This is a genomic window from Neolewinella xylanilytica, from assembly GCF_002934605.1.
GTDB classification, from domain to species: Bacteria; Bacteroidota; Bacteroidia; order Chitinophagales; family Saprospiraceae; genus Neolewinella; species Neolewinella xylanilytica.
Window position 1 is genome coordinate 1,475,072 of the sequence record NZ_PTJC01000006.1, and the last position, 25,303, is coordinate 1,500,374.

At 59.1% G+C, this 25,303-nt stretch carries 15 protein-coding genes; 13 read left to right on the forward strand and 2 right to left on the reverse strand.

From position 1 onward, the window contains the following. The first annotated feature begins 98 nt into the window (after positions 1-98). The 10 genes from def to CLV84_RS15480 all read left to right on the forward strand — a co-directional run bounded on the left by def (position 99) and on the right by CLV84_RS15480 (position 13,683). A complete protein-coding gene (gene def, locus CLV84_RS15430; RefSeq protein WP_104420662.1) occupies positions 99-725 on the forward strand; it encodes a peptide deformylase in 627 nt (208 codons plus the stop codon). Positions 726-787: 62 nt separating this feature from the next. Next, complete coding sequence (locus CLV84_RS15435) at positions 788-1,072, forward strand: TIGR03643 family protein (protein WP_104420663.1); 285 nt, start codon at positions 788-790, stop codon at positions 1,070-1,072. A 140-nt stretch (positions 1,073-1,212) separates the two neighbouring features. After that, positions 1,213-4,287 carry a CHRD domain-containing protein gene (locus CLV84_RS15440; RefSeq protein WP_170067727.1) on the forward strand — a complete coding sequence of 1,025 codons (3,075 nt, stop codon included), beginning with the start codon at positions 1,213-1,215 and terminating at the stop codon, positions 4,285-4,287. 1,087 nt (positions 4,288-5,374) lie between these two features. Continuing rightward, on the forward strand, positions 5,375-7,312 hold the full coding sequence (gene dnaK, locus CLV84_RS15450) for a molecular chaperone DnaK (RefSeq protein WP_104420666.1): 1,938 nt from the start codon (positions 5,375-5,377) through the stop codon (positions 7,310-7,312). Between the two features lie 472 nt (positions 7,313-7,784). Further along, positions 7,785-9,161 carry a glycosyl hydrolase gene (locus CLV84_RS15455; protein WP_104420667.1) on the forward strand — a complete coding sequence of 459 codons (1,377 nt, stop codon included), beginning with the start codon at positions 7,785-7,787 and terminating at the stop codon, positions 9,159-9,161. Positions 9,162-9,171: 10 nt separating this feature from the next. Continuing rightward, positions 9,172-9,993 carry a sugar phosphate isomerase/epimerase family protein gene (locus tag CLV84_RS15460; RefSeq protein ID WP_104420668.1) on the forward strand — a complete coding sequence of 274 codons (822 nt, stop codon included), beginning with the start codon at positions 9,172-9,174 and terminating at the stop codon, positions 9,991-9,993. Positions 9,994-10,041: 48 nt separating this feature from the next. Further along, positions 10,042-11,214, forward strand: a complete 1,173-nt coding sequence (locus CLV84_RS15465) for a Gfo/Idh/MocA family protein (protein WP_104420669.1) — start codon at positions 10,042-10,044, stop codon at positions 11,212-11,214. A 5-nt stretch (positions 11,215-11,219) separates the two neighbouring features. Beyond that, entirely contained in the window at positions 11,220-11,999 is a 780-nt protein-coding gene (locus tag CLV84_RS15470; RefSeq protein ID WP_104420670.1) for a 3-ketoacyl-ACP reductase, read from the forward strand. A gap of 25 nt (positions 12,000-12,024) precedes the next feature. Next, on the forward strand, positions 12,025-12,270 hold the full coding sequence (locus CLV84_RS15475; RefSeq protein WP_104420671.1) for a hypothetical protein: 246 nt from the start codon (positions 12,025-12,027) through the stop codon (positions 12,268-12,270). 3 nt (positions 12,271-12,273) lie between these two features. Further along, entirely contained in the window at positions 12,274-13,683 is a 1,410-nt protein-coding gene (locus tag CLV84_RS15480) for a sodium:solute symporter family protein (RefSeq protein WP_104420672.1), read from the forward strand. Between the two features lie 44 nt (positions 13,684-13,727). On the opposite strand, the gene CLV84_RS15485 is transcribed toward CLV84_RS15480, so the two are convergent. Beyond that, entirely contained in the window at positions 13,728-14,825 is a 1,098-nt protein-coding gene (locus CLV84_RS15485) for an NAD(P)/FAD-dependent oxidoreductase (protein WP_245911530.1), read from the reverse strand. A gap of 93 nt (positions 14,826-14,918) precedes the next feature. Then, positions 14,919-15,872, reverse strand: a complete 954-nt coding sequence (locus CLV84_RS15490) for a DUF4382 domain-containing protein (protein ID WP_104420673.1) — start codon at positions 15,870-15,872, stop codon at positions 14,919-14,921. 215 nt (positions 15,873-16,087) lie between these two features. Here CLV84_RS15490 and CLV84_RS15495 point away from each other — a divergent pair, with 215 nt between their 5' ends. From CLV84_RS15495 to CLV84_RS15505, 3 genes are all read left to right on the forward strand, one after another. Next, complete coding sequence (locus CLV84_RS15495; RefSeq protein WP_104420674.1) at positions 16,088-17,278, forward strand: class I SAM-dependent rRNA methyltransferase; 1,191 nt, start codon at positions 16,088-16,090, stop codon at positions 17,276-17,278. Positions 17,279-17,590: 312 nt separating this feature from the next. After that, positions 17,591-22,873 carry a translocation/assembly module TamB domain-containing protein gene (locus tag CLV84_RS15500; RefSeq protein WP_146088827.1) on the forward strand — a complete coding sequence of 1,761 codons (5,283 nt, stop codon included), beginning with the start codon at positions 17,591-17,593 and terminating at the stop codon, positions 22,871-22,873. Continuing rightward, the gene (locus CLV84_RS15505; protein WP_104420676.1) at positions 22,870-25,254 is read left to right on the forward strand and encodes a BamA/TamA family outer membrane protein; all 2,385 of its coding nucleotides are present in this window, start codon (positions 22,870-22,872) and stop codon (positions 25,252-25,254) included. The genes CLV84_RS15500 and CLV84_RS15505 overlap by 4 nt, the downstream gene beginning before the upstream one ends. The last annotated feature ends 49 nt before the right edge of the window (positions 25,255-25,303 follow it).

Genomic DNA, 25,303 nt, shown 5'->3' on the forward strand with positions numbered 1-25,303 from the left:
ATGCTTCAGGAAGGGCTGCCATCCATTGGCGGCCCTTCTTTTTTGGTGACTTTTCCGTCCGCGGCCTACCTTACGATCATATAAATCCGAACCTCCGTATGGGTAAGCTATGCTGCACGATCCTGGCCGGCTTCTGGCTCCTCCTCCTCACCGGTTGCGCCACCGTCAGCCCCGCCGGTTTCACCGAGGACCAACAGGTGATGATCCGCAACGGGGACGCCCAAACGCCGATGCGGGTGTTCAAGATTACCAGCGAATCGGACTCCGTGCTATTGCGCACGGCTAGTAAGCCGGTGCGGGTCGATAAGGACGATCCGCTGCTCGAGCTCTTTGTGGACCGGCTCTACGCTACCGTGCGCGACAGCCAGTCGCTCGGACTTGGCATCGCGGCACCGCAGGTAGGCATCCTGAAGAATATCATTTGGGTGCAGCGGCTGGACAAAACGGAGGAGGATATGCCCTTCGAGGTTTACCTGAACCCCGAAATCGTCGAATATTCCGCTGAAAAGCAGATCAACCGGGAGGGATGTTTGTCCATACCCAACCGCAGCGCGGAGTGCGAACGAGCTCAGACGATCGTCCTGGAGTACGACAAAATGGACGGCAGCCACGCCCGGGAAACCATTTCCGATTTTACCGCCGTGATTTTCCAGCACGAAGTGGACCACCTCAATGGCATCCTTTACCTCGATCACCTGGCGGAGCACCGGCGGGCAAGACCTTAAGGCCTGGCTTGAATTGTGGGGATAAATCCGCAACCTTCCGCCTGCTCCGTCATTCCACCGGTATGGATAAGGAGCTGAGCTTACGCGACATCGACCGCATCATCGAAATGGCCTGGGAGGACCGTACTCCCTTTGCCGCCATCGAATACCAATTCGGCCTGACGGAAGCCGACGTCATCCGCCTGATGCAACGCGAGTTGAAACCGGGCAGCTGGCGGAGGTGGCGGGCCCGGGTCCAGGGAAGAAAAACCAAGCACCAGGCACTACGCCAGGAGGAAGTGGGCCGATTCAAATCCGATGCGCAACGGCAAATCACCTACAACAAGATTGCCAAAAAGCGCTATTGAAAAGCCCCCAATCTTTTTTCCGGAAACTCCCTGCTATTCAATAATTTACACTTTGTCCCGGCGTAGCATAAATTTTGCCGGGGCATTCCATGCACCACTGTCCCCGCGCATGGGCGGGAGATCATGCAACTACCATATATATGAAACGAAAGACCTTTACCCAACTAATCCCCCTATTGCTCATCCTCTTTGCTTCGGCCCTATCGGCGCAGGAGGCGCGGGACGGCCGGGCCTTCCTCAGCGGACAGCAGGAAGCGATACCGGTAGTGACCACGGCAAGCGGTTCGGTCGAACTCGACTGGACGTTCGACGACGGTGACGAAGGTCAACTGGTCGTCACGGGCTCCTTCCAGGGGCTAAGTTCGCCCGTCGCCACTGAAATTCGCGGAGGAGCGCACATTCACGTAGCCTATCCGGGGCGAAACGGAGGCATCCGCATCGACCTGGTGCCGACCCTCAGCGCGGATTCCCTTTCCGGAACCTTTGAAGCCGAAGACAACACGTTCACGGTCAGTAGCGCGGATTACCAATCCCTGCAACCGGGGCACGCCTACGTTAACGTTCATACCCGAAACTATCCCATGGGGGAGATTCGTGGTGACGTGGTCGAAGATGATTTTGAACGCTATTTCTACGTCAATCTTTTCGGGAGTAACGAAGTTCCTTCCATCATTTCTCCCGCGCGCGGCGCCCTGCTCTTAGCCCTCGACGGTAATCAGTTGACGGTTTCCGGTTCCTTCACCGGGCTCAGCGATACGCTGGCGACCCGTACGCGCGGCGGTGCCCACCTTCACCTGGGCCTGCCGGGACAAAACGGGGGCATCGACATTGAATTATCCGCCAGCCTTGATGCGGATAGCGGTAACCGAAGCGGCACCTTTAACGCGGAGGCCAACACCTTTACGCTCACCGAGACCCAGTTAGAAGCCCTGCTGGCGGGACGTTACTACGCCAATATTCACAGTGGCACTTACCCCCGGGGAGAAATCCGCGGCCAAGTACTGCCCCCCGCGACCATCCTCTTCCGCGCTCACCTTTCCGGCGCTAACGAGTGGCCGGTGGTGACCAGTGGCGCTTCCGGACAGGTGCTGGGCCACTTCGTCGGGGATAGCCTGCAGGTGATCGGCTCGTTCGCCGGACTGGAAAGCCCCGTGGCTACCGCTATCTCGGGGGGCGCCCATTTGCACACCGCCTGGGCGGGGCAGAACGGAGCGGTGATCATTCCGTTGGGACTCACTTTGGGCGCCGGAGCGCAGGAGGGAAGTTTCCAACTGGCAGATAATGTCTACAAACCGAATGCGAGCCAACTCGAACAGCTGGTGAACCGCGGTATTTACCTCAATATTCACACTATGGAGCATAACCCCGGGGAAATCCGCGGCCAGATGCTGCCGGAAAGCCAGGCCGTATTTACCGCCTTCCTGAATGGGAACCAGCAAATCCCGTCGGTGGTCTCCACCGGAAGGGGCATGGTAAAGGTGGAATGGCGGGGGGAACACATCGTCGCGACGGGAAGCTTCCAGGGACTGATGAGCGACCTGAATACCGTTATCGACGGCGGTTCGCACCTGCACGCCGGCTATCCCGGACAGAGTGGCCGGGTGATCTATCCCCTCTCAGCGAATCAGCCCGATACCGACACGGCCGGAGTGTATCTCCCCGAAGACAACCACTTCATGCTGAGTGGCGGACGGGCCGATACGCTGACCGACCGCTTCTTCTATGCTAATATTCACTCCCTGGATTACCCCGACGGTGAGATTCGCGGTAGCCTGCTGGCCGAAGCGGAGAGCTACTTCCTGGCCCCCTTGTCGGGAGCCAGTCAGCCCGGAGGCGTGGTGACCGATGCTACCGGTATGGTAGCGGGGGAGGTGGTCGACTCTACGGTTACCCTGGTCGGATCCTTCGCTGGATTGGAAAGCGATTTCGCCGCCAACGTGGACGGAGGTATGCACCTGCACGCCGCCATTGCCGGATCGAACGGCTCGATCGTCGCACCCATCAATACTGAGATCGCCAATGACAATCGCCGCGGCACGGTGCTGGCGGACAGCAACCGCATTCAACTCAGCAGCGGCTTGCTGGACACCCTCCGTTCCCGGATGATCTACGCCAACGTCCATACGGAGGAACACCGGGCCGGAGCGATCCGGGGGCAAATGCTGCCGCTGGCCGGATCCTATTTTCACACGACCTTCTCCGGCATGAACGAACCCGCGTACGTAATGACCACGGCCCAGGGCGGACTGAAGGCCGAGCTCATCGATACGACCCTGCGGGTTTCCGGAAGCGTCACCATGCTGGAGGGTGACTTCGATGCCACCGTTATGGGGGGTGCCCATCTACACGTGGGCGGTGCCGGGCGGAATGGATCGATCAGAGTTTCCCTGAACGCCGATCCTGCCCCCGATCTGAAGTCGGCGACCTTCTTAGTGGACTCCAACACCTTCGCCCTGACCCCCGAGCAGGTGGACACCCTCAGGATGGGATTGCTTTACGCCAACATCCACACCACGATGGTACGGAGCGGAGAAGCGCGGGGCCAGATGCTGGGGGAACTGAACCTGGCTCCCAGTATGAGTTCGATCCTTTCCCCGGCCAATGGTGACACGCTGACCCTGGAGGGCAATAGCAGCCAGGAGTTTCGGGTAAGTTATTCTCCGGCTACCGATCCGAGTGGCGATACCGTTGTATATATCTGGCAGCTCGCTACGGACGAGGATTTCGAAGACGTGCTCTTCGCGGCAAACACCGGTCAGGATACCTTCTTTACGACTACGATCGGAACGGTGGACGTACTACTGGACAGCGCGGGCGTGGCGACTTCCGATTCGGCGACCGTGTACCATCGCGTGCTCGCCAGCGATGGAAGCAACTACCGACCCGGGGAAGCCAGCACCGTACGACTCGTACGCGGGCAGCTGGTCGGGGTACAAACCTTTTTGCCGGAAGGCTTCGCGGGGCGGCTCTTCCCCAATCCCGTCGGAGGCGGTGAACGGTTGGTTTACGAAGTGAACGCCGACGAGTTTTTCCGTGGCCGGCTCCTCATCTTTAATCAGCTAGGCCAATTGCGCCGGGAGATGGCGGTCGAGCTAAACGGAAACCGCCAGCAATATTTCATTGAAACGGGCGACCTCGAAGCCGGTTCCTACTTCGCTACCCTCCGCAGTGCGGAGGGCCATCTGGTGCAGGCTTTGCGTGTCGTAGTTCAGTAGCCTCCCCGTCTTTTGTACAAATGCCCGTTCCACTACCGAAGGTCTTCGGCAGTGGAACGGGCATTTTAGATTATCCTCCGGTGAAGCGGACTAGTAATTGAGGATCGAAGGAGGGGGGACCTAGCACGCCACAGAGGCAGGTTGTAGCCCGTCCAAACTTCTGTCCTTGACCACCAGGTCGATCTTGCCCGTCTATCCTGGTCGGATGCGACTGGCTATTCACGATCCTACCGGTAGCCGTCGGTTTCGATCCGCGGGTGGCGAGGGTGTAGAAACCGAATGATAAATCGGTCAGGTCCAGGTTGCGCGCCGTGCGGCCCCGAGTAGGAGGGTAGGTTCGGGTCAGGCGTCCGCCGCTATCTTACAGGTACAGGGGGTGGGCGTTGATAAAGGTGCTGCCCGGCGAAGCAACGTTTACGTACGCTCCGGTAGGATTGGGAACTGCGGTAAACACGGGTGGTCCGGATTTCACGACGGATGGATTTCCAAGATCTATCCGGGCGATTACGGCCTTACTTTCCAATAGGCCCGGGCTCGGGAAGGATTCACCGAGAACCATCGTAGGGTGTCGTGAGATAAAGCGTGTTCGCGTCAGTGCGGGTGATGTCGAGGGTGCTCGAAGGATTGCTGGGACCGATAAGTTCGGAAAAGCGAAGATTGCCGACTGCGTCGTAGCGGGAAACCACGACTCCGGTTCCCCTATGGCCAGGCGGGGGTACTTTAAAAAAGGGTAAACTATAGTTGATACCGTTGTGACGGTCCGTAATGGGCACTGCCCACTCGAGCGCGGGTTGGGCCGATAGGGGGTAGTACCTATGGTTAGGCAGGCAGTCAAAATTCAGGAATGGAGACGGGTCATAGGTAGGTGGGGGAAAGGTAATTCAAGATATACGCTCCATTAAGATTATACGAGTTCAGTTGGGCTGCCATAATGGCAATTCAACCATCCCTCGTTCCGCCAATTTGCGTGCCTCCTGCGTCCACGCCCGCAAAAGCGGCAGGAATGACGACCGCGGGGGTGTGGCACGGTGATTGTACTATTCGGGACGACAGTTTTTTGTCAGCTAAAATTTACAAAAGCAATCGTATGAGCAAGATTATTGGAATTGACTTAGGTACGACCAACTCATGCGTGGCAGTAATGGAGGGCAACGAGCCCACCGTGATCTATAACGACGAAGGCCGCAACACGACGCCTTCGATCGTGGCGTTCCTGGATGCCGGCGAACGCAAGATCGGGGAACCCGCCAAGCGGCAGGCCATTACCAACCCCACGCGGACGGTCGCATCCATTAAGCGCTACATGGGACAGCGTTTCGACGAAGTAAAAGACGAAGTGGACCGCAGTGCCTATAAAGTGGTGAAGGGCGACAACGGCCTGGCACAGGTGGAGATCGACGGACGTAAATACACGCCCCAGGAGATCAGCGCCATGGTGCTCCAAAAAATGAAGAAAATTGCCGAGGACTTTCTCGGTACCGAAGTGACCGAAGCCGTAGTAACGGTACCGGCTTACTTCAATGACTCCCAACGTCAGGCCACCAAAGAGGCCGGTGAAGTGGCCGGTCTGACCGTGCGCCGTATCATCAACGAGCCCACCGCGGCCGCCCTGGCTTACGGTCTGGACAAGCGGAGCAAGGATATGACCATCGCCGTATATGACCTCGGTGGCGGTACGTTCGATATCTCGATCCTCGACCTGGGTGAAGGGGTATTCGAGGTGAAGTCGACCAACGGGGATACCCACCTGGGTGGTGACGATTTCGACCGCGTCCTGATCGACTTCCTGGCCGATGAGTTCAAGAAGCAGGAGAATATGGACCTGAAGAAGGACCCCATGGCTCTCCAGCGCCTGAAGGAAGCCGCCGAGAAAGCTAAGATTGAGCTGTCCAGCTCTATGGAAACGGAAGTCAATCTGCCCTTCATCACGGCCGTAGACGGTGTGCCTAAGCACCTGGTCGTCAAGATCAGCCGCGCGAAATTCGAGCAACTGGCCGACCAGTTGGTCCAGCGTACGCTCGAGCCCTGTAAAAAGGCCATGGCCGACGCCGGTACCAGCAACAGTGATATCGACGAAGTCATTCTGGTCGGTGGTTCCACCCGGATCCCCGCCATTCAGGAAGCCGTCGAGAAGTTCTTCGGCAAGAAGGCCAACAAGAGCGTGAACCCCGACGAAGTGGTTGCCATCGGTGCCGCTATCCAGGGTGGCGTTCTGAGTGGCGACGTGCAGGACGTACTGCTCCTCGACGTCACCCCGCTGAGCCTCGGTATCGAGACGATGGGAGGCGTATTCGACACCGTGATCGAGTCGAACAGCACCATCCCGGTTAAGAAGTCCAAGGTGTATTCCACCGCCAGCGACAACCAGCCCAGCGTGGAAATCCACGTTCTCCAGGGTGCCCGCCAGATGGCCAAGGACAACCGCCCCATCGGACGCTTCGTGCTCGGCGATATTCCCCCCGCCCCCCGCGGCGTACCCCAGATCGAAGTGACCTTCGACATGGACGCCAACGGCATCCTCAGCGTAACCGCGAAGGATAAGGGTACGGGCAAGGAGCAGTCGATCAAGATCGAGGCCGGTACCGGACTGAGCAAGGACGATATCGAGCGCATGAAGGCCGAAGCCGCCGCCAACGAGGAAGCCGACAAGGAAGCCCGCGAGCGGATCGAAAAGCTGAATGGTGCCGACCAGCTCGTCTTCCAGACCGAGAAGCAACTCAAGGAGTTCGGTGAAAAGATTCCCGCCGAGAAAAAGGCGACGATCGAGAGCAGCCTGAACGACCTGCGTGAAGCCCACAAGGCCGAGGACATTGCCAAGATCGATAAAGCGACCGAAGCCCTTACCGCCGCCTGGAACGCCGCCAGTCAGGATATGTACCAGGCCCAGCAGGAGCCCGGAGCTACCGCCGACGCGGGTGCCGGTGATCCGGGTGCTAAAGCCGGAGCCGGAAATACCGGTAAGACCGGAACCGGTGGTGCTGACGACGTCCAGGACGTTGAGTTCGAAGAGGTGGAAGGGAAGTAAATTTCTGCCCTACCTTGTATTCGGTAAAAATTAAGCCTCCCGATCTGTGATCGGGGGGCTTTTTTGTTGCGGCCTCGCGTGACGGTCGATGCGGGCAGCATGACGGCTGAAGCCGTCGTGACGTGTAACGTCCACTTTAGTCGACAGGCTGCTAGCAATGCTGGCCGTGAACTACCGGGGCTACCACGACGGTTGATGCAGGCAGCCAGACGGCTAAAGCCGTCGCTACGCGTAGCGTCCACTTCAGTGGACAGGCTGCTGGTGATGCTGGCCGTGAACTACCGGGGCTACTTTGGCGGTCGATGCTGGCAGCCAGACGGCTGAAGCCGTCGCTACGCGTAGCGTCCACTTCAGTGGACAGGCTGCTTACTACAGAACAAGGGAAGGCAGGCAGCATGACGGCTGAAGCCGTCGCTACGGACCGAGGAAAAGTTATTCGTTCACTAATTTGACGGGGAAATCCTTGTCTTTCATGCAAATTGACGATACCCTTACTCTCCAAGACCTCAAGTCGAAGATGCAGCAATTCTGGCAGCATTCCGCCGGGAAGATGCTCGCGATCCAAGATAATTACGACCACGGTAAAGGGACCCCCGTCTTTACGGAAGCCGGTAAATACACGACCCGCGGTTGGACCGAATGGACGCAGGGCTTCGAGTACGGCTCAGCCATCTTGCAGTTCGATGCCACGGGGGACAAACAGTTTCTGGAGATTGGCCGGCAGGGCACGCTGGAAAAAATGGCCAGTCACGTCAGCCACTTCGGCGTCCACGATCACGGCTTCAACAACGTAAGTACCTACGGGAATCTGCTACGACTGACGCGGGAAGGAAAAATTCCGCAGCGAGACTGGGAACGGCATTTCTATGAATTGGCCCTTAAGGTGAGCGGCGCGGTGCAGGCGCGCCGCTGGTCACCGATCAACGGGGGCGGTGGCTACCTCTATTCGTTCAACGGGCCGCACTCCCTCTTCGTGGATACGATCCGGACCGTCAGGGCACTGTGCGTAAGTCATGAACTTGGTCATTCAGTAATGGGGGACAATGACCTAAACACGAGTCTGCTACAGCGAGCTATCGAACACGGAAAGGCAACCGCTAAATACGCTATCTACTACGGTGAGGGTCGGGACAGTTACGACGTGTGGGGCCGCACCGCCCACGAGAGCATCTTCAACGTCAACGATGGTAACTACCGCTGCCCGAACGCCCAGCAGGGTTTTTCCGGCTTTACTACCTGGACGCGGGGACTCGCCTGGGCCATGCTCGGATTCCCGGAGCAGCTTGAATACCTCCGGCAACTCGATCCGGCCGACCTCGAACCCTACGGTGGCTTCGCGGAAATCGAGGCGATCTACCTGAAGGCGGCCCGGGCCACCTGTGATTTCTACATCGACAACACCGCCAGTGATGGCATTCCCTACTGGGATACGGGGGCTCCGCAACTACACCGCCTCGGAGACTACACCGAACGACCCGCCGATCCCTATAATGACTTCGAGCCGGTGGACAGTTCCGCCGCCGCCATCGGATGCCAGGGGCTACTGCGGCTCGGCCGCTACCTGGAGCAGCGGGATGCGGAGGCCGGTCAACGCTACTTCCAGGCCGGACTGACTGTCCTGAATACCTTGCTCTCCGAACCCTACCTGAGTACCGATCCGGCGCACCAGGGACTTATCCTGCACAGCATTTACCACCGACCGAACGGTTGGGATTACGTACATGCCGGTGCTAAGGTCCCTTACGGCGAGAGCAGTATGTGGGGCGACTACCACGCACGGGAAGCAGTGCTTTATGCCGGGCGAATACGGAACGGCCAGGACTATCATTTCTACGACTGCGTTCGCTAATTCCACCGTCATGCCCGAGGATTTGTCCCGTCTCTGTATCCACTCCATCACCACCAAGCCCTGGTCGCTTGCAACGGCACTGGATAAGTACGCCGCCGCCGGGGTGGGGGGCATCAGTGTCTGGCAGGACGCCGCGCTGGCGACCGGTCTGCCGGAAGCCAGGAAACTGCTGGCGGCGTCACCGGTGGAGGTAGTGAGCTACGTGCGGGGGGGCTTTTTTCCCCACCGTAGCCGGGAGGCCCGTGAGAAAGCAGTGACCGCTAACCGAAAGATGCTGGACGAAGCCGCCGAGATCGGGGCCCCGCTGCTGGTACTGGTATGCGGTGCGGAACCAGGACAATCCCTCACCGAGAGCCGCAAGCAAATCCAGGCGGGCATTGAGCGACTTATTCCACACGCCATGGAGACCGGAGTGCGGCTCGCCATCGAACCCCTACATCCGATGTACGCCGATACCCGATCCGCCATCAATACCCTGGCACAGGCCAATGAGCTGGCGGAGGCAATCGATCACGATGCCGTGGGGATAGCGGTGGACGTCTACCATCTGTGGTGGGACGACGGATTGGAATCTCAGATCCTGCGCTCCGGCGCCCAAAGAAACCTGTACGCGTTTCATATCTGCGACTGGAAGGTGCCGACCATGGATATGCTCAACGACCGGGGATTGATGGGGGAAGGGTGTATCGACGTGCCGCGCATCCGCTCCTGGGTGGAGGCAGCCGGCTTCACCGGTTACTACGAGGTGGAGATATTTTCGCATGCACACTGGGCCAAGGACCAAGATTTCTTTCTGCAGGAGATCCTCGCAGCCTACCGCGAAAAATCCTGATATTCCAACCTGCTATTCCTACATCCATTGAAAAACACAACTGCTACCATGTCTGAAACGGAGGCTCCGGCCCAACGCCACACCGTGGGGATCATCATGAACGGGGTCACCGGACGAATGGGGACGAATCAACACCTATTGCGCTCGATCGTGGCCATCCGGGAGCAGGGGGGCGTGCGGACGCCCGCGGGAGGGACGATCTACCCCGAGCCCATACTGGTGGGGCGGAACCTGGAAAAACTGCGGGCACTCGGTAAGCGGACGGGTATCGAGCGGATGTCTACGGACCTGGACGCGGTTCTCTCGGACGACGCTTACCCAATCTACTTCGACGCCCAGATCACCGGTCGACGCTACGGGGCCGTGAAAAAGGCGATTGAGGCCGGTAAGCACGTGTACTGCGAGAAGCCCACCGGAACCAGTCTGGAAGAGGCGCTGGACCTCTACCGGCTCGCCAAAGCGGCGGGGGTAAAGCACGGCGTAGTGCAGGATAAACTGTGGCTGCCCGGCCTGCGCAAGTTAAAGCGATTGATGGAAGCCGAATTTTTCGGTGAGATCCTGAGCGTGCGGGGTGACTTCGGTTACTGGGTCTTCGAGGGCACCAGCATTCCGGCCCAGCGCCCCAGCTGGAACTACCGAAAGGAAGACGACGGCGGGATCATGGTGGACATGCTCTGTCACTGGCGGTACGTGCTGGACAACCTCTTTGGAAGCGTGAAGAGCGTCTTTTGCCTGGGCGCTACCCACCTTCCCGAACGGGTGGACGAGCGGGGCGAAACGTACCGGGCTACGGCCGACGACGCGGCCTACGCCGTGTTCGAACTAGCGGGAGGGGTAGTGGCGCAGTTCAATTCAAGCTGGGTGACCCGAGTGCGGCGCGACGACCTCCTGACTGTACACGTTGACGGTACTCGGGGATCGGCCGTGGCGGGATTACGCGACTGCCGCATTCAACATTACGGCAACACGCCTAAGCCCATCTGGAACCCTGACATTCCCCAGCCCATCGACTTCTACGAAGACTGGTCAACGGTACCCGAGCAGGAAGTCTACGAAAATGCCTTCAAGGTGCAGTGGGAGCTGTACCTGAAGCACGTAGTACTGGACGATCCTTTTCCCAACGATTTACTGGAAGGGGCAAAGGGCGTACAGTTGGCGGAACTCGGGCTAAAGAGTTGGGAGCAGCGGTGCATGTTGCCGGTTGACGACCTAAAGGAGTAAAGCAGATGGCAAGGCATCCTACAGCATTGGTCACCGGAGGGAGCCGCGGCATTGGACTGGGCATCGTGCGGGCGTTGATCGCGCAGGACTACGAGGTGGCCCTAAACGGCGTGCGGGCGGAAGCGGAGGTCTTCGACCTGTTGGCGGAACTACGGGATTTGTCCGAGCGGGACGTTCATTACGTGCAGGGCAACATCGGCGATACGCAAGACCGGGCGCGCATCGTGGAGGAGGCCTACGGAAAACTCGGTCACCTCAACGTGCTGGTGAATAACGCCGGGGTGGCTCCGCGCGAACGGAGCGACTTGTTGGAGCTGTCGGAACACAGCTACGACCGGGTAATGGACATCAATCTGAAGGGGCCTTTTTTCCTGACCCAGGCGATTGCCCGGAGGATGGTGGCGGACCGTGCCGAAAACGACAGGTTCCAGGCCTACATCATCAACGTCGGATCGATCTCGGCTACGGTGGCGAGTACCAACCGCGGCCAGTACTGTACGTCGAAGGCGGGGATGGGAATGATGACCCAGCTGTTCGCCGCCCGGTTGGCCGCGGAGGGAATTCCCGTGTACGAGCTACGGCCGGGCATCATCAAAACCGACATGACCAGCGTCGTCACCGAGAAGTACGACCGCCTCATCGCGGAAGGGCTTACGCTGCAACCGCGCTGGGGCTACCCCAAGGATGTCGGGCGGGCGGTGGCCGCACTCGTGCGGGGGGATTTTCCTTATTCAACGGGTCAGGTGATCATGATCGACGGTGGGCTGACCCTGCAGCGACTTTAAATGTAAATAGTATATTCAGGCAGGCATGGCAGCGTCGATCAAAAATCCGGGGTGGAAAACATGTTGCGTACTGGCCGTAGTCATCATGACGGTAGCCTTCACGCCGCTGTTCCTGCCCGCCGGGACGATCGAACCTACCGTCGGCGGGATGCCGTACACCCTTTGGTCGGGAATCGCTTTATGTATCGTGATGGTAATCCTTACGGGCATTGCCACGGTGGTGCACCCGGGGGGCGGGGCCTTTACACAGGCAAAGGAAAAGGCTTCCTGACCGATGCTGCAGTCGCTGATCATCGTCGGATGCGTATATGTAGCCCTGCTCATCGGCGTTTCCCTATGGCAACGCCGAATTAACGAAGACAGTAAAGATTACCTGCTGGCAGGAGGGAGCCTCAGTAGCGTATTGGGATTGTTCACCTTTGCGGCCACGCTCTTCAGTACGTTCACGCTGCTCGGAATGCCGGATCTTTTCCGGGTGCACGGGGTGGGGGCCTGGCACTTCCTGGCGGTGAGCGATATGGCATTGATCTTCGGGGTGATCTGGATCGGCTACCATTTCCGGCGGGTAGCCCTGCGGCAGGGCTATTGGGGAATGGCCGGATTTATGAACCGGCAGTACGGAAACCGACTGGCCGGAGCGGTGGCCTTTTTCGGAGCATTCATTTTTCTCATACCCTACGTAGCCATACAGATCAAGGGGGTGTCCGACTTCGTAGCCCTTGCCTTTCCGGGGCTGATGCCGGTGTGGGGCTGGTCGGTGCTCCTGGTAGCGATCATGCTGCTGTACAGCGAACTGGGCGGACTGAAGGCCATCATCTATAACGATGCGATTCAAGGGCTGATCTTGCTCGTGGTGATCTGGATCGTGGGGTTGAGTTGCCTGGAAAGCGTGGGCGGGCTGGAGGCCGGCTACACTACTTTGGAAGCACGGGAGCCAGCATTGCTTAGCGTACCCGGGCCGAACGGTTTATTCACTCCTCAATTCCTGATCGGCTCGGCGGTGGCCATACTGATGATCCCCTTCACCCAGCCACAGGTAAGTATCCGACTGGCCATCATGGAGACGGACCGGGCCATGTACCGCATGGCCGTCGGCGTGGGGGTATTTGCCATCTTCGTCATTCTGCCTACGGCCTTCATCGGGCTGTACGGCTCGATCCGCTATCCGGACCTGACGGCGTTCGAGTTCCTGAGCCGGGCGCTGGTAGTGGATCAGCCACCCACCCTGGCGGCCTTCGTACTGATCGGGTTGCTGGCCGCCGCAATTTCCACGGCCGATTCACAGATCTTCGCGCTGGGTACGGAGCTGCGGTCGTTGCTGCGGTCCGAAGACGACCGGCAATTGCTGCGGGTGACGAAGGTGGGAATTGTCGTATTTGCGGTAACGGCGCTCGGGTTCAGCCTCGTCGCGGGAGACCAACTTGCGTTGTTGGCGCGAACCAGCTTCGCGGGAACTTCCCTGCTGGCACCGATGATCTTTGCCGGCATCTTCGGGGAGCGGCGGGGGAGGGGGTATTTTTTGCCCTCGATGACGTTGGGTGGGGTTTTGGTGTTTTTAGCCTCCCTGCTTGGCCTGATTCCGGATACCTGCTTGGGACTGCGACTTGATCTGTTCATTTTGATGGTATTGGGGACGTTGGCTGTGCTGCCGATTGGGGCGGTTTCGGGAGAATCTACCGCATGACACATCGATGTCTGTCAAAATGACAGGCCTGACACATCCGATGTCTAACCCCCAAATCGTCCCAAATCCACCTCCCCCGGCACCGCTGCATCACCCGCCAAAGCGGCAAGGAGCCACCGGCTCACCAGCGGAGCCAGCGAAGCCCCCTTCGTCCCCAGGCCGTTGAAGATCCACAGAGTAGGATGCTCGGGGTGGACCCCGATTACCGGTCGCCGGTCGCGGATGGTCGGTCGTACCGCCGCCCGGTGGTCGACGATCTCGTACGGTACGGTAATCAACTCCCGTAACCGGTCTTCTAGGTACTTCCTTGCATCCGGGGTGGGCCCCTCGTCGGTCCAGAGGTTTTGGCTCGTGGCCCCCACCCAGTAGGTGTCGTCGCTCTGGGGCACGAGAAAGATGCGGTGCTTAAATAAGCGATCGAGCAGCGGCGCCTCCGTTTTCACGATCAGCACCTCCCCCTTGTTTCCACCGTAGGGTAGGTCACCGAACCAGGGATTGGAGCGCGACCGCCACCCTTCGCAAAAGATCACTCGATCGTAGATGCGGGTGCGGTCGCCTAGAACCAGGCTAATCCGAGTGCCCCCGACGGACAAATCCCCGTAGTCCAGAGCAGTCTCGGAAATGCGCTGCTCCCCCCGCAGCCGCGCTCGAAACCGCTCGACGAGCAAGGCCACGTCCACCCGCGCGGAGTGGCGAACGCCAGCGTAGGAAAAGGCCGGCTCAGTGATGGCGGGAATGCCGCCCAGCGCGGGATCGTCGTCCAGGTAATCATCGTATCCCGGGTCGCCGGAGCGCGCCAGCCAGTCGTTCTGGTCGCCGCGGTTGAAGAGGGTGCGTACCAGCGGGATGTCGTGCCAGATGGGAACGCCCAAGGTGCGTTCCAGCTCGGCGTAGAGCTTCCGGGCTTCGGGAAGCAAGTCGTCGATCCGCCAACTCTTGACGAAGCGCCGACCGGTGATGGGGTTAATGATGCCCGCGGCCACCGCACTCGCTGCCGTTTGCTCCGGTGCGTCGATGTAGTGCACCGAATGGCCGGCGCATTCCAGGCGGTAGCCGATGAGGGTTCCGGCCAATCCCTGGCCGACAATGAGGTAGTCGATGGTTTTCGCCGAAAGGTAAGCCGGGCCGAAGCATGCGGCCAAAAATTAGGAGCCCCCGTCGGTCGAAACCGGCAGGGGACTCCCGCTTATTGGAAAGAAACAAGTTATGGCTCTTAGCGCCGGAAGCGCGAACCCCTATCCGGGCAGGAAGCTGACCTTAAAGTCGGCTGTAGTGGTAGAATTGGCGGTTACCTGCAGCAAGCCGAGGTCCAGCTCGCCGATGGCCGATATCTTGAACTGGCCGCGCATTTCCAGTCGGCCGTCTTCATCGGTATCCTCGTAGGAAACGGCGACCAGCTCGTACGAGCCCGCCTCCAGGTAGGCCAGGGTGTATTCGTTATTGGTGTTGAGTTTCGTGCTGGATACGGCGTTCAGGAAGAGCTCGTCGTCGCTGTCGCCCTCCGCCTCGCTGGCGGTGAAGGTGCCCTTTTGGTAAGCGTACACCACTACTTCGCCTTCCGCCTGACTATCCCGGCTTACGGTTCCCGAAAGGGTGCCCGTGCGGTCCTTCTGTACCACCCGCAGGGAATTGTTTAAGCGGTTTGTTGCGGCAAAGGCGTAGGGCTTGGTTTCGTCGCCGGTACGTACAAGGGCTTTGCGCAGATCGAAATCCACGACGGCATTCACCGATCCGCTTTGCACCATTTCGAAGCCGGAATCGGTAAGGGTAATGACGCCTTCATCGGCCACCTCCAGGGCGACTTTCTGGTTGTCCTCGTTGACGTAGTAGCAGCCCGGTCCACCGGCTACCGCGGTGAGACCGTCTTCCAGCACCAGCTCGATTTTATTGTAGCTCTTCGCGGCCAGCTCTCCGGCGTACAGCAACTCGGTAGCACCGTTCGTAAGGGCGGAGATCTCGACGGTGGTAGCGGTGTAGGCCTCCAGCGATTCGCCGGCTACCCGGATGTCGGCGATGGTCACGAAAACCCCCTTGACATTGGCATCGTCGCTGGGGGCATCGGTTATTTCTACCCGAAATGCGCCGTTTCCTTCGTCGGAGGGGGATGCCGGATCTTCCTTGCAGCCGAAGGTTAAGAGGGGAAGCGTCAGCGCGAGGGTTACCACGCCGCTTAGGTTGCCGAGTTGCATATGTTGGGTTTAACGATCACCCCCTAACAAGAGGAGGATGGTTGGTGGAATAAAGCAGGCGCCCGGCTACCAATAGGCACCCCGGACGCTCGCAGGTAGTAACGGGACGGCCGGATGTACCAGTATGCAGCAGCTTTGTCTTAGCATTTTGCTCCGGGAGGCCTCGATGGCCACCAACCTGCCGGCTGCTGCCCGGGTAGCCTTACCTTGCCGCCATGAATACGAAAACGATCACCCTGAAGAAAGGGCGTGAGGGAGCCCTGCTCCGCTATTCCCCCTGGCTTTTCTCCGGCTCGGTGGCCCGCGAGGATCCCGATTTGGAAGACGGCAACACGGTAAAAGTGGTCGACTCCGCCGGAAACATGTTGGGTACCGGACATTACCAGGCGGGGAGCATCCGCGTGCGCATGTTGCACTTCGGCAAGGAGGAACCGCCAGAAGACCTGGTGGAGCAACGCATCCGCAAGGCGCTGGATCTCCGCGCTGGCTTGGGGCTGACCACCGATCCGCTCACCGATACCTACCGCCTGGTGCACGCGGCGGGCGACGGACTGCCGGGGCTGATCGTCGACCGCTACGGTGCGGTGGCCGTGGTGCAATGCCACAGCATCGCCATGCACCACCGGCGGCAGCTCATTGCCGACACCCTCCTTACCGCCATCCCGGGGATCACTACCGTGTACGACAAAAGCGCTGCCGTACTGCCCGAACGCTACGCCAATACCTTCACGGATGGCCTGCTCGGCGGAACGGCCGTGGACGAGCTGACCGTGCGGGAAAACGGCCGCCGCTTTCGGGTGGACGTGGCTGGGGGCCAGAAGACCGGTTTCTTCCTCGACCAACGCGAGAACCGCTGGCTGCTTGGTAGCTACGCCCGGGATAAGGTGGTCCTGAATACCTTTTCCTACACCGGCGGATTTTCGATCTACGCGCTTTTGGGCGGCGCGGCGCGGGTGCAAAGCGTAGACCTGAGCGAAAAAGCCATCCAACTGACCGATACCAACGTTGCGCTGAACGGAGATTTCGCAGACCGCCACGAGAGCCACACCGCCGACGTCATGGAGTGGTTAAAGGAAAACGCGGAGGATCGTAGCTACGACATTATCATCGTCGACCCACCCGCCTACGCCAAAAACAAGCATCGCCGGCACAAGGCCGTACAGGCCTACAAGCGGTTGAACGCCCGCGCCATGCGCGCGCTTAAGCCGGGCGGACTCCTCTTCACCTTCAGCTGCAGCCGAGTGGTGGACCGCCAGCTGTTTTACGATACTATCGTGGCTGCCGGACTGGAGGCCGGGCGCTCGGCCTGCGTGCTCCACCGACTGGGGCAGGGGCCGGATCACCCCGTAAACCTTTACCATCCGGAGGGGGAGTACCTGAAGGGACTGGTGGTACGCGTAGACTGATCCCGGTATTGACTTGGTACCCGCGCGCCGGCGCCCTATTTGGTACTACCAGCATGTGACTACCTACTGCGAATGTGGTAGCTCGGGTGGCGATTGCTGTCGGCAAACTTGCCCGGGTGGGTATTTTTTCCGGTTTCCACTTGCCGCGCCACGGGTTGCGGTCGCCTGCCAACGGATTTATCCCCGCAATGGTCCAGTTGATGACCCAAGCGTACGCTATTCGCCAACTATTGCAAGCCATCCGCTTGCCTACCGAACACCGTTTTTCGCCAGCCGTTAGGGTAGAATACTCGTTTTACAAGCATACCCCAATTGGCTGCAAGCATAGGTAAGAAAATAGGAAGGTTTATCTTTTGGTTGGTCGTATCGGTGATGGGTTTACTGGTGCTGGTTTTCCTGCTGATCCAGTTGCCCTTCGTACAGAACCGGATCACGCGGGAGGTCGAGCAGATCGCCCGCACCACCCTCGGTACCGACATCGGAATCGGCTCCATCGGCCTGAAATTCCCCTCCAACCTTACGGTGGATGACGTGTACGTCAACAACCCGGAGGGGGATACCATCGCCCGCCTGGACCACCTGGGCGTTTATCTCGACATGTTCGCCCTCCTGCGATCAACGGTGGACATTAACGGGATCGAAATCGACAATGTCTACGCTTACGTCGTCAACACCGATTCGACCAGCAACATCGGCTTCCTGACCGAAGCGTTCGCCCCGGCCGATACCGCTGCCGCCCCGGTGGTAGTTGATACGACGGCCGCCGGTTCGGGTGGCTTCACCATCGACCTCAACGGCGCTTCCCTCCGGTTGACCAACGCCGACATTTACTACCAGGACGATCCGGCCGGCTTGCTGGCCGACGTAACCGCCCGGCGCCTGGAAGGGGAGATCGAGGAAGCGGATCTGGAAACCATGGACTTCGCCATCGATTTCCTCGAACTGGAGGGAGCCGATGCCGCTATTGCCCTCGGCGAAAGCAGCACGCCGGTCGATACCACCGCGGAATCGGTGCCGATGTCCCTCGCTGCCGGACGACTAACTATCTCGGAGAGCAACTTCTCCCTGCGGATGGATAGCCTGGACATTGCCACCGGCCTTCCGTACGTCAATCTGGAAGGTGCCGACCTGGTTTTGGGCGACAGCATTTCCTTCACCGGCGAACTGTTCCAGGTACGCGATCTTGGCTTTAGTATGGATACCCCGCTTCCGGAACTGGAAGGGCCAGGCATCGACTACAACCATTTGGCGCTCTCGGCCGTGGAAGCAGAAGCTACCGATATCGCCTACATCGTGGATTCCCTGCACCTCAACCTACGGCAACTGGAGGCGAGGGAGCGTAGCGGGCTGGCGATTGTCCGTACGGAAGGCATCATCGATTACGATCCCTCCTTCATTGGACTGGAAAGCTTTTTGCTCCGTACCAATAACAGCGAGATAACTAGCGACGATACGGCGATTGAATACGACTTCGCCGCCGCGAATATCGACGAAATGGTGGCCCGGGCCCAACTGGACGGCTACCTGGGATTGCGGGACGTAGCCCTGCTTGCCCCCGATCTGGCCGAAGTACCCGTGGTGGGCAACAATGAAGATCAGCGGGTGACCTTTTCTCTGCGGGCCAGCGGAACCACGGGTAACCTGGACATCGGCCGGATTCAACTCGACGGACCCGGCATCAAAGTGCGGGCGAGCGGTAATGCAACCGACGTACTGGATCCCGCACAATTGGGGGGGCAGCTCTTCCTGCGGGAATTTAGTCTGACCCCCGGGCCACTCCTGCCCCTACTACCCAGCGGCACCTTGCCCCCCGACATCGACTGGCCGAAGCGTATCGTCGCCGAAGGCACCGCCACCTACCGCGGCGAGCGGCTGGAGCTCGACCTGTACGCCATCGAAAACCGGGTCTTCGGAAACGGGCTCAATAGCCGGGTACGAACGAGCGGCGTGATCAACGGCGTGCAGTCGTATCCTAACATGCGGGTCGACGTTTCGCTGGATACGCTATTGGCCACCCGCGCCACTATCCTGGCCTACGTGCCTCCCGGAACGTTGCCGGAGGATTATACCCTGCCCAACTACGTCCGTGGAAGCGGTTCGGTGACCGGCCCGCTCGATAACCTTGACGTGAACCTCCAACTGAATCTGCCGGGAGACAGCACCTACGCCAATATAGCCGGTAACATCCGCAACGCGCTGGACCCCGATAATCTGGCGCTGAACATGGAGATCAGTGATCTGGGAATTAACATCGCGGACGTCCGCACCATCCTGCCGGACAGCCTCATCCCGGAGAACATTAACCTGCCGAACTTACGCGTGCGCAACGCAAGTATATCCGGGTCTTTGACCGATCTCACCTTCGACGTTCCCCTGGAAACCAGCAATGGTACCTGGAACCTCCAGGGCACCTACAACCCGGAGGACCTGGCTATCGATGCCAACCTGTCCGATGTTAGCATCCCGGACCTGTTTACCGGGGCGATGCGGGATTCGCTGCTCTTGTTGGATCTAGGTCCCCTGGACATCCGGGCTCAGGTCAACGGGCAACTGGAGCCCGCGATGGACCTTGACATCAGCGCTTACGTCCTGCAGTCGGCGGGCGATTCTCTGTTGGACCTGACCGCTTCGGTTACCGATAGTCGGTACCAGGCCCGTTTTAACCTGATGCACCCGGATTTGTTGGCAGCTGGTAGCGCGCGCTACATTATCGCTGCGGACAGCACGGTATTCGCCGAAGCTATCGTCGACGTGGAGCGTGCCGATCTGGAGCGGTGGAATCTGGTGAACGACGCCATGGTCGTGGAAGGGGATCTGGTGGCCCGGACGGAGGGGATCGATGTGTACGATATGGATGCCTTCGTCAATCTGGACGATTTCATCCTGCTGGGACCGGAGGGAAGCGTATTCGTAGATAGCCTGCGCCTTACCGCATCGCTTCATGACTGGGAAAACGAAATCTATCTCCGGTCGGACGTGATGGACGGCGAGGTGGTCGGCTATTTCGACCCCCTGGTCACGCCAGAAAAGATTGTGCAGTTTATCATCGGCTACTGGGATAACAGCCAACCGCAACCCAACCCGGTCGAGAACGGGGACGAAGTAGACATTGCCTTTCAGCTGAAGCGCCCGCAGGTGTTGACCAGCGGATTGGTGCCGGGGCTCACCCAGCTTTCGCCCCTGGAGTTCAGCTTCCTATACCGGGACGCGCAGCCCGAGTTGCTGGTGAACCTGACCGTTCCCGAGATCGTCTTTTCGGGCCTGGAAGCGCGGAACCTGAATTTCCAGGCGATCGGTGACACCGCTAACCTGAACTTTAACGCGGACTGGCAGGACATCAGTTTTAACGACCAATTCGAATTAGGACGGACCGTGATTTCCGGAGAAACCGTCGAGGAACAACTGCTGGTCGAACTCAGATTATACGCCGAGAACGATAGCCTGCGGCACTACCTGGGCACCTACATCGACCAGGCGGGCGACACCCTGCTGGTCAGCCTGGAGGAAGAACAGATCCTGAACTTCGAAACCTGGACCGTACCGGCTTCCAACCGGATCACGCTTTTCGATTCCACCTTGCTCATCGAAGATTTGGTGCTGGAACACTTAGGCCAGTCACTCCGCGCCGAAACGGTGGATCCGAACGACGTGCTTGTTTCCTTTAGTGACTTTAATCTCCGCACACCGAGTAGGCTGATTTTTTCGGAGGAAGAAGTTGCCGCCGGCACCCTCAATGGTACGGTGGGCCTGGATAACGTGTTGACGAACCTGGGCATCCGGACGGACCTGACGATTGACAGTCTGGCGTGGTCCGGCACCCTGCTCGGTGACCTGCGGGCGGATGTTACCTCGTCCGACGAGCAAACCTACGTACTCGACGTCGGGCTGGAAGGATCCGGCAACGACCTCAGCGTGACGGGAACCTACGGTCTCAACGGCCCGATGGACCTCATGGTCGACGTCAATGCCCTTCAGCTGCAAAGCGCGGAGCCCTTCAGTTTAGGCTACCTCCAGGAAACGGAGGGGTATTTGGAAGGGCAGATTGCCCTTACCGGAACGATTGCCGATCCCAGTATGGATGGCAGACTCGCCTTTACGGACGCCAGTTTGGTGATCAGCCTACTCGGCGAACGCTTCCGGCTCGGTGATAATCCCATCATCTTCGAAGACGAGCAGATTACCTTCAGCAACGGATTGCGCATCTACGATACCAATGGCAACGACGCGGAGATCACGGGGAATATCCGCCTGAACGGCCTGGACGATATTCGGCTGGATATGCTCGTAGTTGCAGAAGATTTCACGGCGATCAATTCGACGGAAGATCAGAACCCCGACTACTACGGTACGATGTCGGTGGATGCCCGAGTAGAGATCGGCGGAACGGCCACGCTTCCCGTGATCGCCGTAGAAGCCACTACGAACGAAGGGTCGGATATCACCTACGTATACACCGCTCCTTCGGCCGGATTGGTGGACGTAGAAGGCATCGTAGCCTTCGAGGAGCAATACCAGTGGGCGGACATTATCCGCCGGGATACGCTCGGTGGTGCTGACAGCCTGGTAGCAGCCCGCACCGGCCTCGATCTGACCCTCAATCTGGCCATCGACCCCAATCTTCAGGTTACCGTAATTGTCGATCCGGTAACCGGTCAAACCTTCACCGGACGCGCCGAGGGGGATTTGACGCTGAATATCAGTCCGGACGGCAGCCAGGAAGCGACGGGAAGGGTAGAACTGGTGGAGGGCACCTACGATTTCGTCTACCAGGTAATTACCAAGGAGTTCATTATCGTGCCGGGTTCGACGGTAACCTTCTCCGGGGATATCGCGAATCCAACCCTCGACCTGACCATCCGGCACCGGGTACAGACATCCCCGCTTCCCTTGGTGGAGGCAATCGCCGGGTCGACCCAGGACGCGGGCACCCTGCGACGCAAACAGACCTTCTTCGTGGTCATCGGCCTGAAGGGTGACCTGCAGTCCAGCGATCTCACCACCAACGTGACCTATCCGGAAGACGAATACGGAAACCTGGGTATCAGCGCCGTTGACGATGCCCTGTCCGTACTGCGGCAGGACGATAGCCGACTCACAACCACCGCCTTCCAGTTGCTTGCCTTCGGCGGGTTCAACATACCGTTGATCGACCAGGGTGGGGGAGACGGCACCAGCCTCGCCAACACTACCCTGAATAATGCTTTGGGCGGCTACCTGAATAACCTGGCTGACCAATACGTCGGCTTCGTGGACCTGGACTTCGGGCTTGACAGTTACCAGGACACCGACGGGACCACGAATACCAACCTCCGGGTAAGCCTGCGCAAGACCCTCTTCGACGACCGGGTCGTCATCAGCGTCGACGGCGTTGCCGGCAACGATGCGGATGAGGTAGCCGGCACTTCGCAAACCTACCTCGACAACATTACGGCGGAATACCTGATCACCGACGATGGTACCTTCCGGCTTAAATTCTTCAACGACCGTGACCGCGACATTCTCATCGGCGGCAACGTATTGCGCTACGGCGGTCGCCTCACCTTCAGCAAGGAATTCGATCGCCTCAACTGGAGCGGCAAAAACAGCGGTAAATGACCGGCAGAATTTTGATTTCCCTGATCGCGCTTACCGCGATGGGGTGCAACGTCACGCAATTCTTTCCTCCCGACGAATACCTTTACCAGGGTGCAACGGTGGAGGTGATCGCCCCGGACTCGGTCGATGCCAGCGAGCTCTCCACGGAACTGGAAGCCGCGGCGAACCAGCGGGTTAACCAGAAAATTCCCCTCATTGGTTACCGGGGTATCTGGCGGTATTACAAATTCGAGGAGAAGAAAGCGGAGAACCCGGAGAAGTACGCCGACGACCTGACCGAGGAGAAGGGGGAAGAACCGATCTTCTTCGACGAGACGGTGGTGGAGGGATTAACCAACCTGATGCAAAATCGGGCCGCCAACAACGGATACTTTAATAACGGGGTAACTTATAGCCTCGATACCGCACACGAAGACCGGGAGGTGCAGGTGATGTACGATGTCGTTGTAGGCGGACCGTATACCCTCGACACGGTCAGCCATTACTGGCGGGACACGGCGGTGGCCCGGGTGCTAACCGAAAGCAATGAGGAGACGGTACTGATGGAAGGCGACCGATACGACCTGGACGCCCTGAAAGCCGAACGGCAACGGTGGCGGCAATCCTTGCTCGATAATGGGTACTTCTACGCGAGTGATAACGACTACCTCTTCCTGGCGGATACCGTCACCGGCGATCATTCGGTAGCCTTGCTCGCTAAATTAAAGGACGACCTGCCCCCGGAACACCTCAAGCCCCAGCGTATCGTGGCGGTCAACGTGTACCCGAACGTCGATCCGACCGATACGGTCCAGCGCAGAGGACTGCCTTCATTCGAGGTCGGTGGCATCACCGTGTTCTGCGACGACTGTCCGTTACGCCCGGAGATCCTGGACGAGGGCTTTGCCACCGAATCCGGCTTTCTGTATAATCCGGAACTGCACCGCAAAACGCTCCGCCGACTGGCCAGCTACAATACCTTCCGGTACATCAGCCTGGATTACCAGTCGGAGCCGAACTCCGATAGTACGCTGATCCTGAATGCCTACATGGAGCCGCTGCCCCGCCGGCGGATCGAGGGTGAACTCGGACTGACCTACAACAATGCCCAGTACATCGGACCGAATATCCGGCTGGCCTACACGAACCGGAATTTATTACGCGGTGCCGAGCTACTCCGGCTGGAGGGAGACTTCAGTTATGCGGTTTTCCTCGGCAACAGCGACCAGATTCGCGTGCCCAGGTCGGGTATTTACGGCCTTACCGCTACGTTGGACGTACCCCGCCTGTGGCTACCCAAACGGCGCAAGTTGATTCCCAGAGTGATGACGAGCGGGACGCGGATATCGCTCGGCGCCAAAGTGGAACGCTTGGACTTGACCCTCAGCAAGTTTTCCCAGGAAATCGAGGAGCTCGATCTTGCCGATTTGGAAACCGTAGTCGAGGAAGACGCCGACGCCTCCGAAACGGTCAGTTTGTTGCAGCTGCGTGCCTCCTACGGCTATACATGGCAGCGACGGATCAAAAAATCCCACCTCCTGAACCCCTTTGCGGTTCGCTTCCAGAACCCGGTGGTCAGCAATTCCGAAGTGCTGGACATCGCCCGTAACCTCGGTCTGGCACCCGGACAGGACAACTCGGGGGCCGGCGCCAGTCGCTTCGACCGCATGTTGGTGTACTCGCCGAACTATACGCTGACGTACGATAGCCGGCTGGACGGGGAAGACGTGGGCAACTTCTTCTGGCGACAATATATATCGATGAACTGGAACAACGTCTTTCCCGTCGTCGATGACGTTGACGCCGAGCGCATCACCAGTGTCTATCCACAGTTGGAGAGCGACCTGCGGTATTACCACAATTTCTCGACCAGTTCCCAATTGGCTTTGCGACTCCACGGCGGCGTCGCTTTCCCGATCAGCGATCGCGCTATTGTCCCGTATTTCGATCTCTACACCATCGGCGGCCCGAACAGCCTGCGCGGGTTCGTGCCGCGACAGCTAGGTCCGGGGCGCACCGCACCGGTAAACAACAACCTGCTGACCTTCGGTGGTTACGGAAACCTGCTGCTGGAATCCAGCGTGGAGTGGCGCCAAAAGCTCACTCCCCTGATCGAGGTGGCCGCCTTTGTCGATGCCGGCAACGTATGGACGTACAAAACCGAAGCGGAGCCACTGGACACCGATTTCCGGAGCACTTCTTTCGTGAATGAACTGGCGATGAATTACGGCTTTGGCTTCCGCTTCGATCTCACCTTTTTGCTATTCCGCCTGGATTTGGCCAAGCCCTTCCAGATACCCTACGAGGAGACGGTTGCCGATTTCCGGATTCCGCGTCGTTTCGTGGGTGACCCCGTTGAAGACGGCTGGCGGCTGGTGATCGGTTTCGGTTACCCCTTCTAACGCGGGTTTTTCACTCGGCAGCAGCCTAATATGGGGTAAAGGTCTATCG

Excerpts from the sequence above, each read along its gene's own strand:
- CLV84_RS15490 (WP_104420673.1), bottom strand. The coding sequence starts at position 15,872 with ATGCAACTCGGCAACCTAAGCGGCGTGGTAACCCTCGCGCTGACGCTT.
- dnaK (WP_104420666.1), top strand. The coding sequence starts at position 5,375 with ATGAGCAAGATTATTGGAATTGACTTAGGTACGACCAACTCATGCGTG.
- CLV84_RS15435 (WP_104420663.1), top strand. The coding sequence starts at position 788 with ATGGATAAGGAGCTGAGCTTACGCGACATCGACCGCATCATCGAAATG.
- CLV84_RS15440 (WP_170067727.1), top strand. The coding sequence starts at position 1,213 with ATGAAACGAAAGACCTTTACCCAACTAATCCCCCTATTGCTCATCCTC.
- CLV84_RS15455 (WP_104420667.1), top strand. The coding sequence starts at position 7,785 with ATGCAAATTGACGATACCCTTACTCTCCAAGACCTCAAGTCGAAGATG.
- CLV84_RS15475 (WP_104420671.1), top strand. The coding sequence starts at position 12,025 with ATGGCAGCGTCGATCAAAAATCCGGGGTGGAAAACATGTTGCGTACTG.
- CLV84_RS15505 (WP_104420676.1), top strand. The coding sequence starts at position 22,870 with ATGACCGGCAGAATTTTGATTTCCCTGATCGCGCTTACCGCGATGGGG.
- CLV84_RS15470 (WP_104420670.1), top strand. The coding sequence starts at position 11,220 with ATGGCAAGGCATCCTACAGCATTGGTCACCGGAGGGAGCCGCGGCATT.
- CLV84_RS15495 (WP_104420674.1), top strand. The coding sequence starts at position 16,088 with ATGAATACGAAAACGATCACCCTGAAGAAAGGGCGTGAGGGAGCCCTG.
- CLV84_RS15460 (WP_104420668.1), top strand. The coding sequence starts at position 9,172 with ATGCCCGAGGATTTGTCCCGTCTCTGTATCCACTCCATCACCACCAAG.
- CLV84_RS15465 (WP_104420669.1), top strand. The coding sequence starts at position 10,042 with ATGTCTGAAACGGAGGCTCCGGCCCAACGCCACACCGTGGGGATCATC.
- CLV84_RS15480 (WP_104420672.1), top strand. The coding sequence starts at position 12,274 with ATGCTGCAGTCGCTGATCATCGTCGGATGCGTATATGTAGCCCTGCTC.
- def (WP_104420662.1), top strand. The coding sequence starts at position 99 with ATGGGTAAGCTATGCTGCACGATCCTGGCCGGCTTCTGGCTCCTCCTC.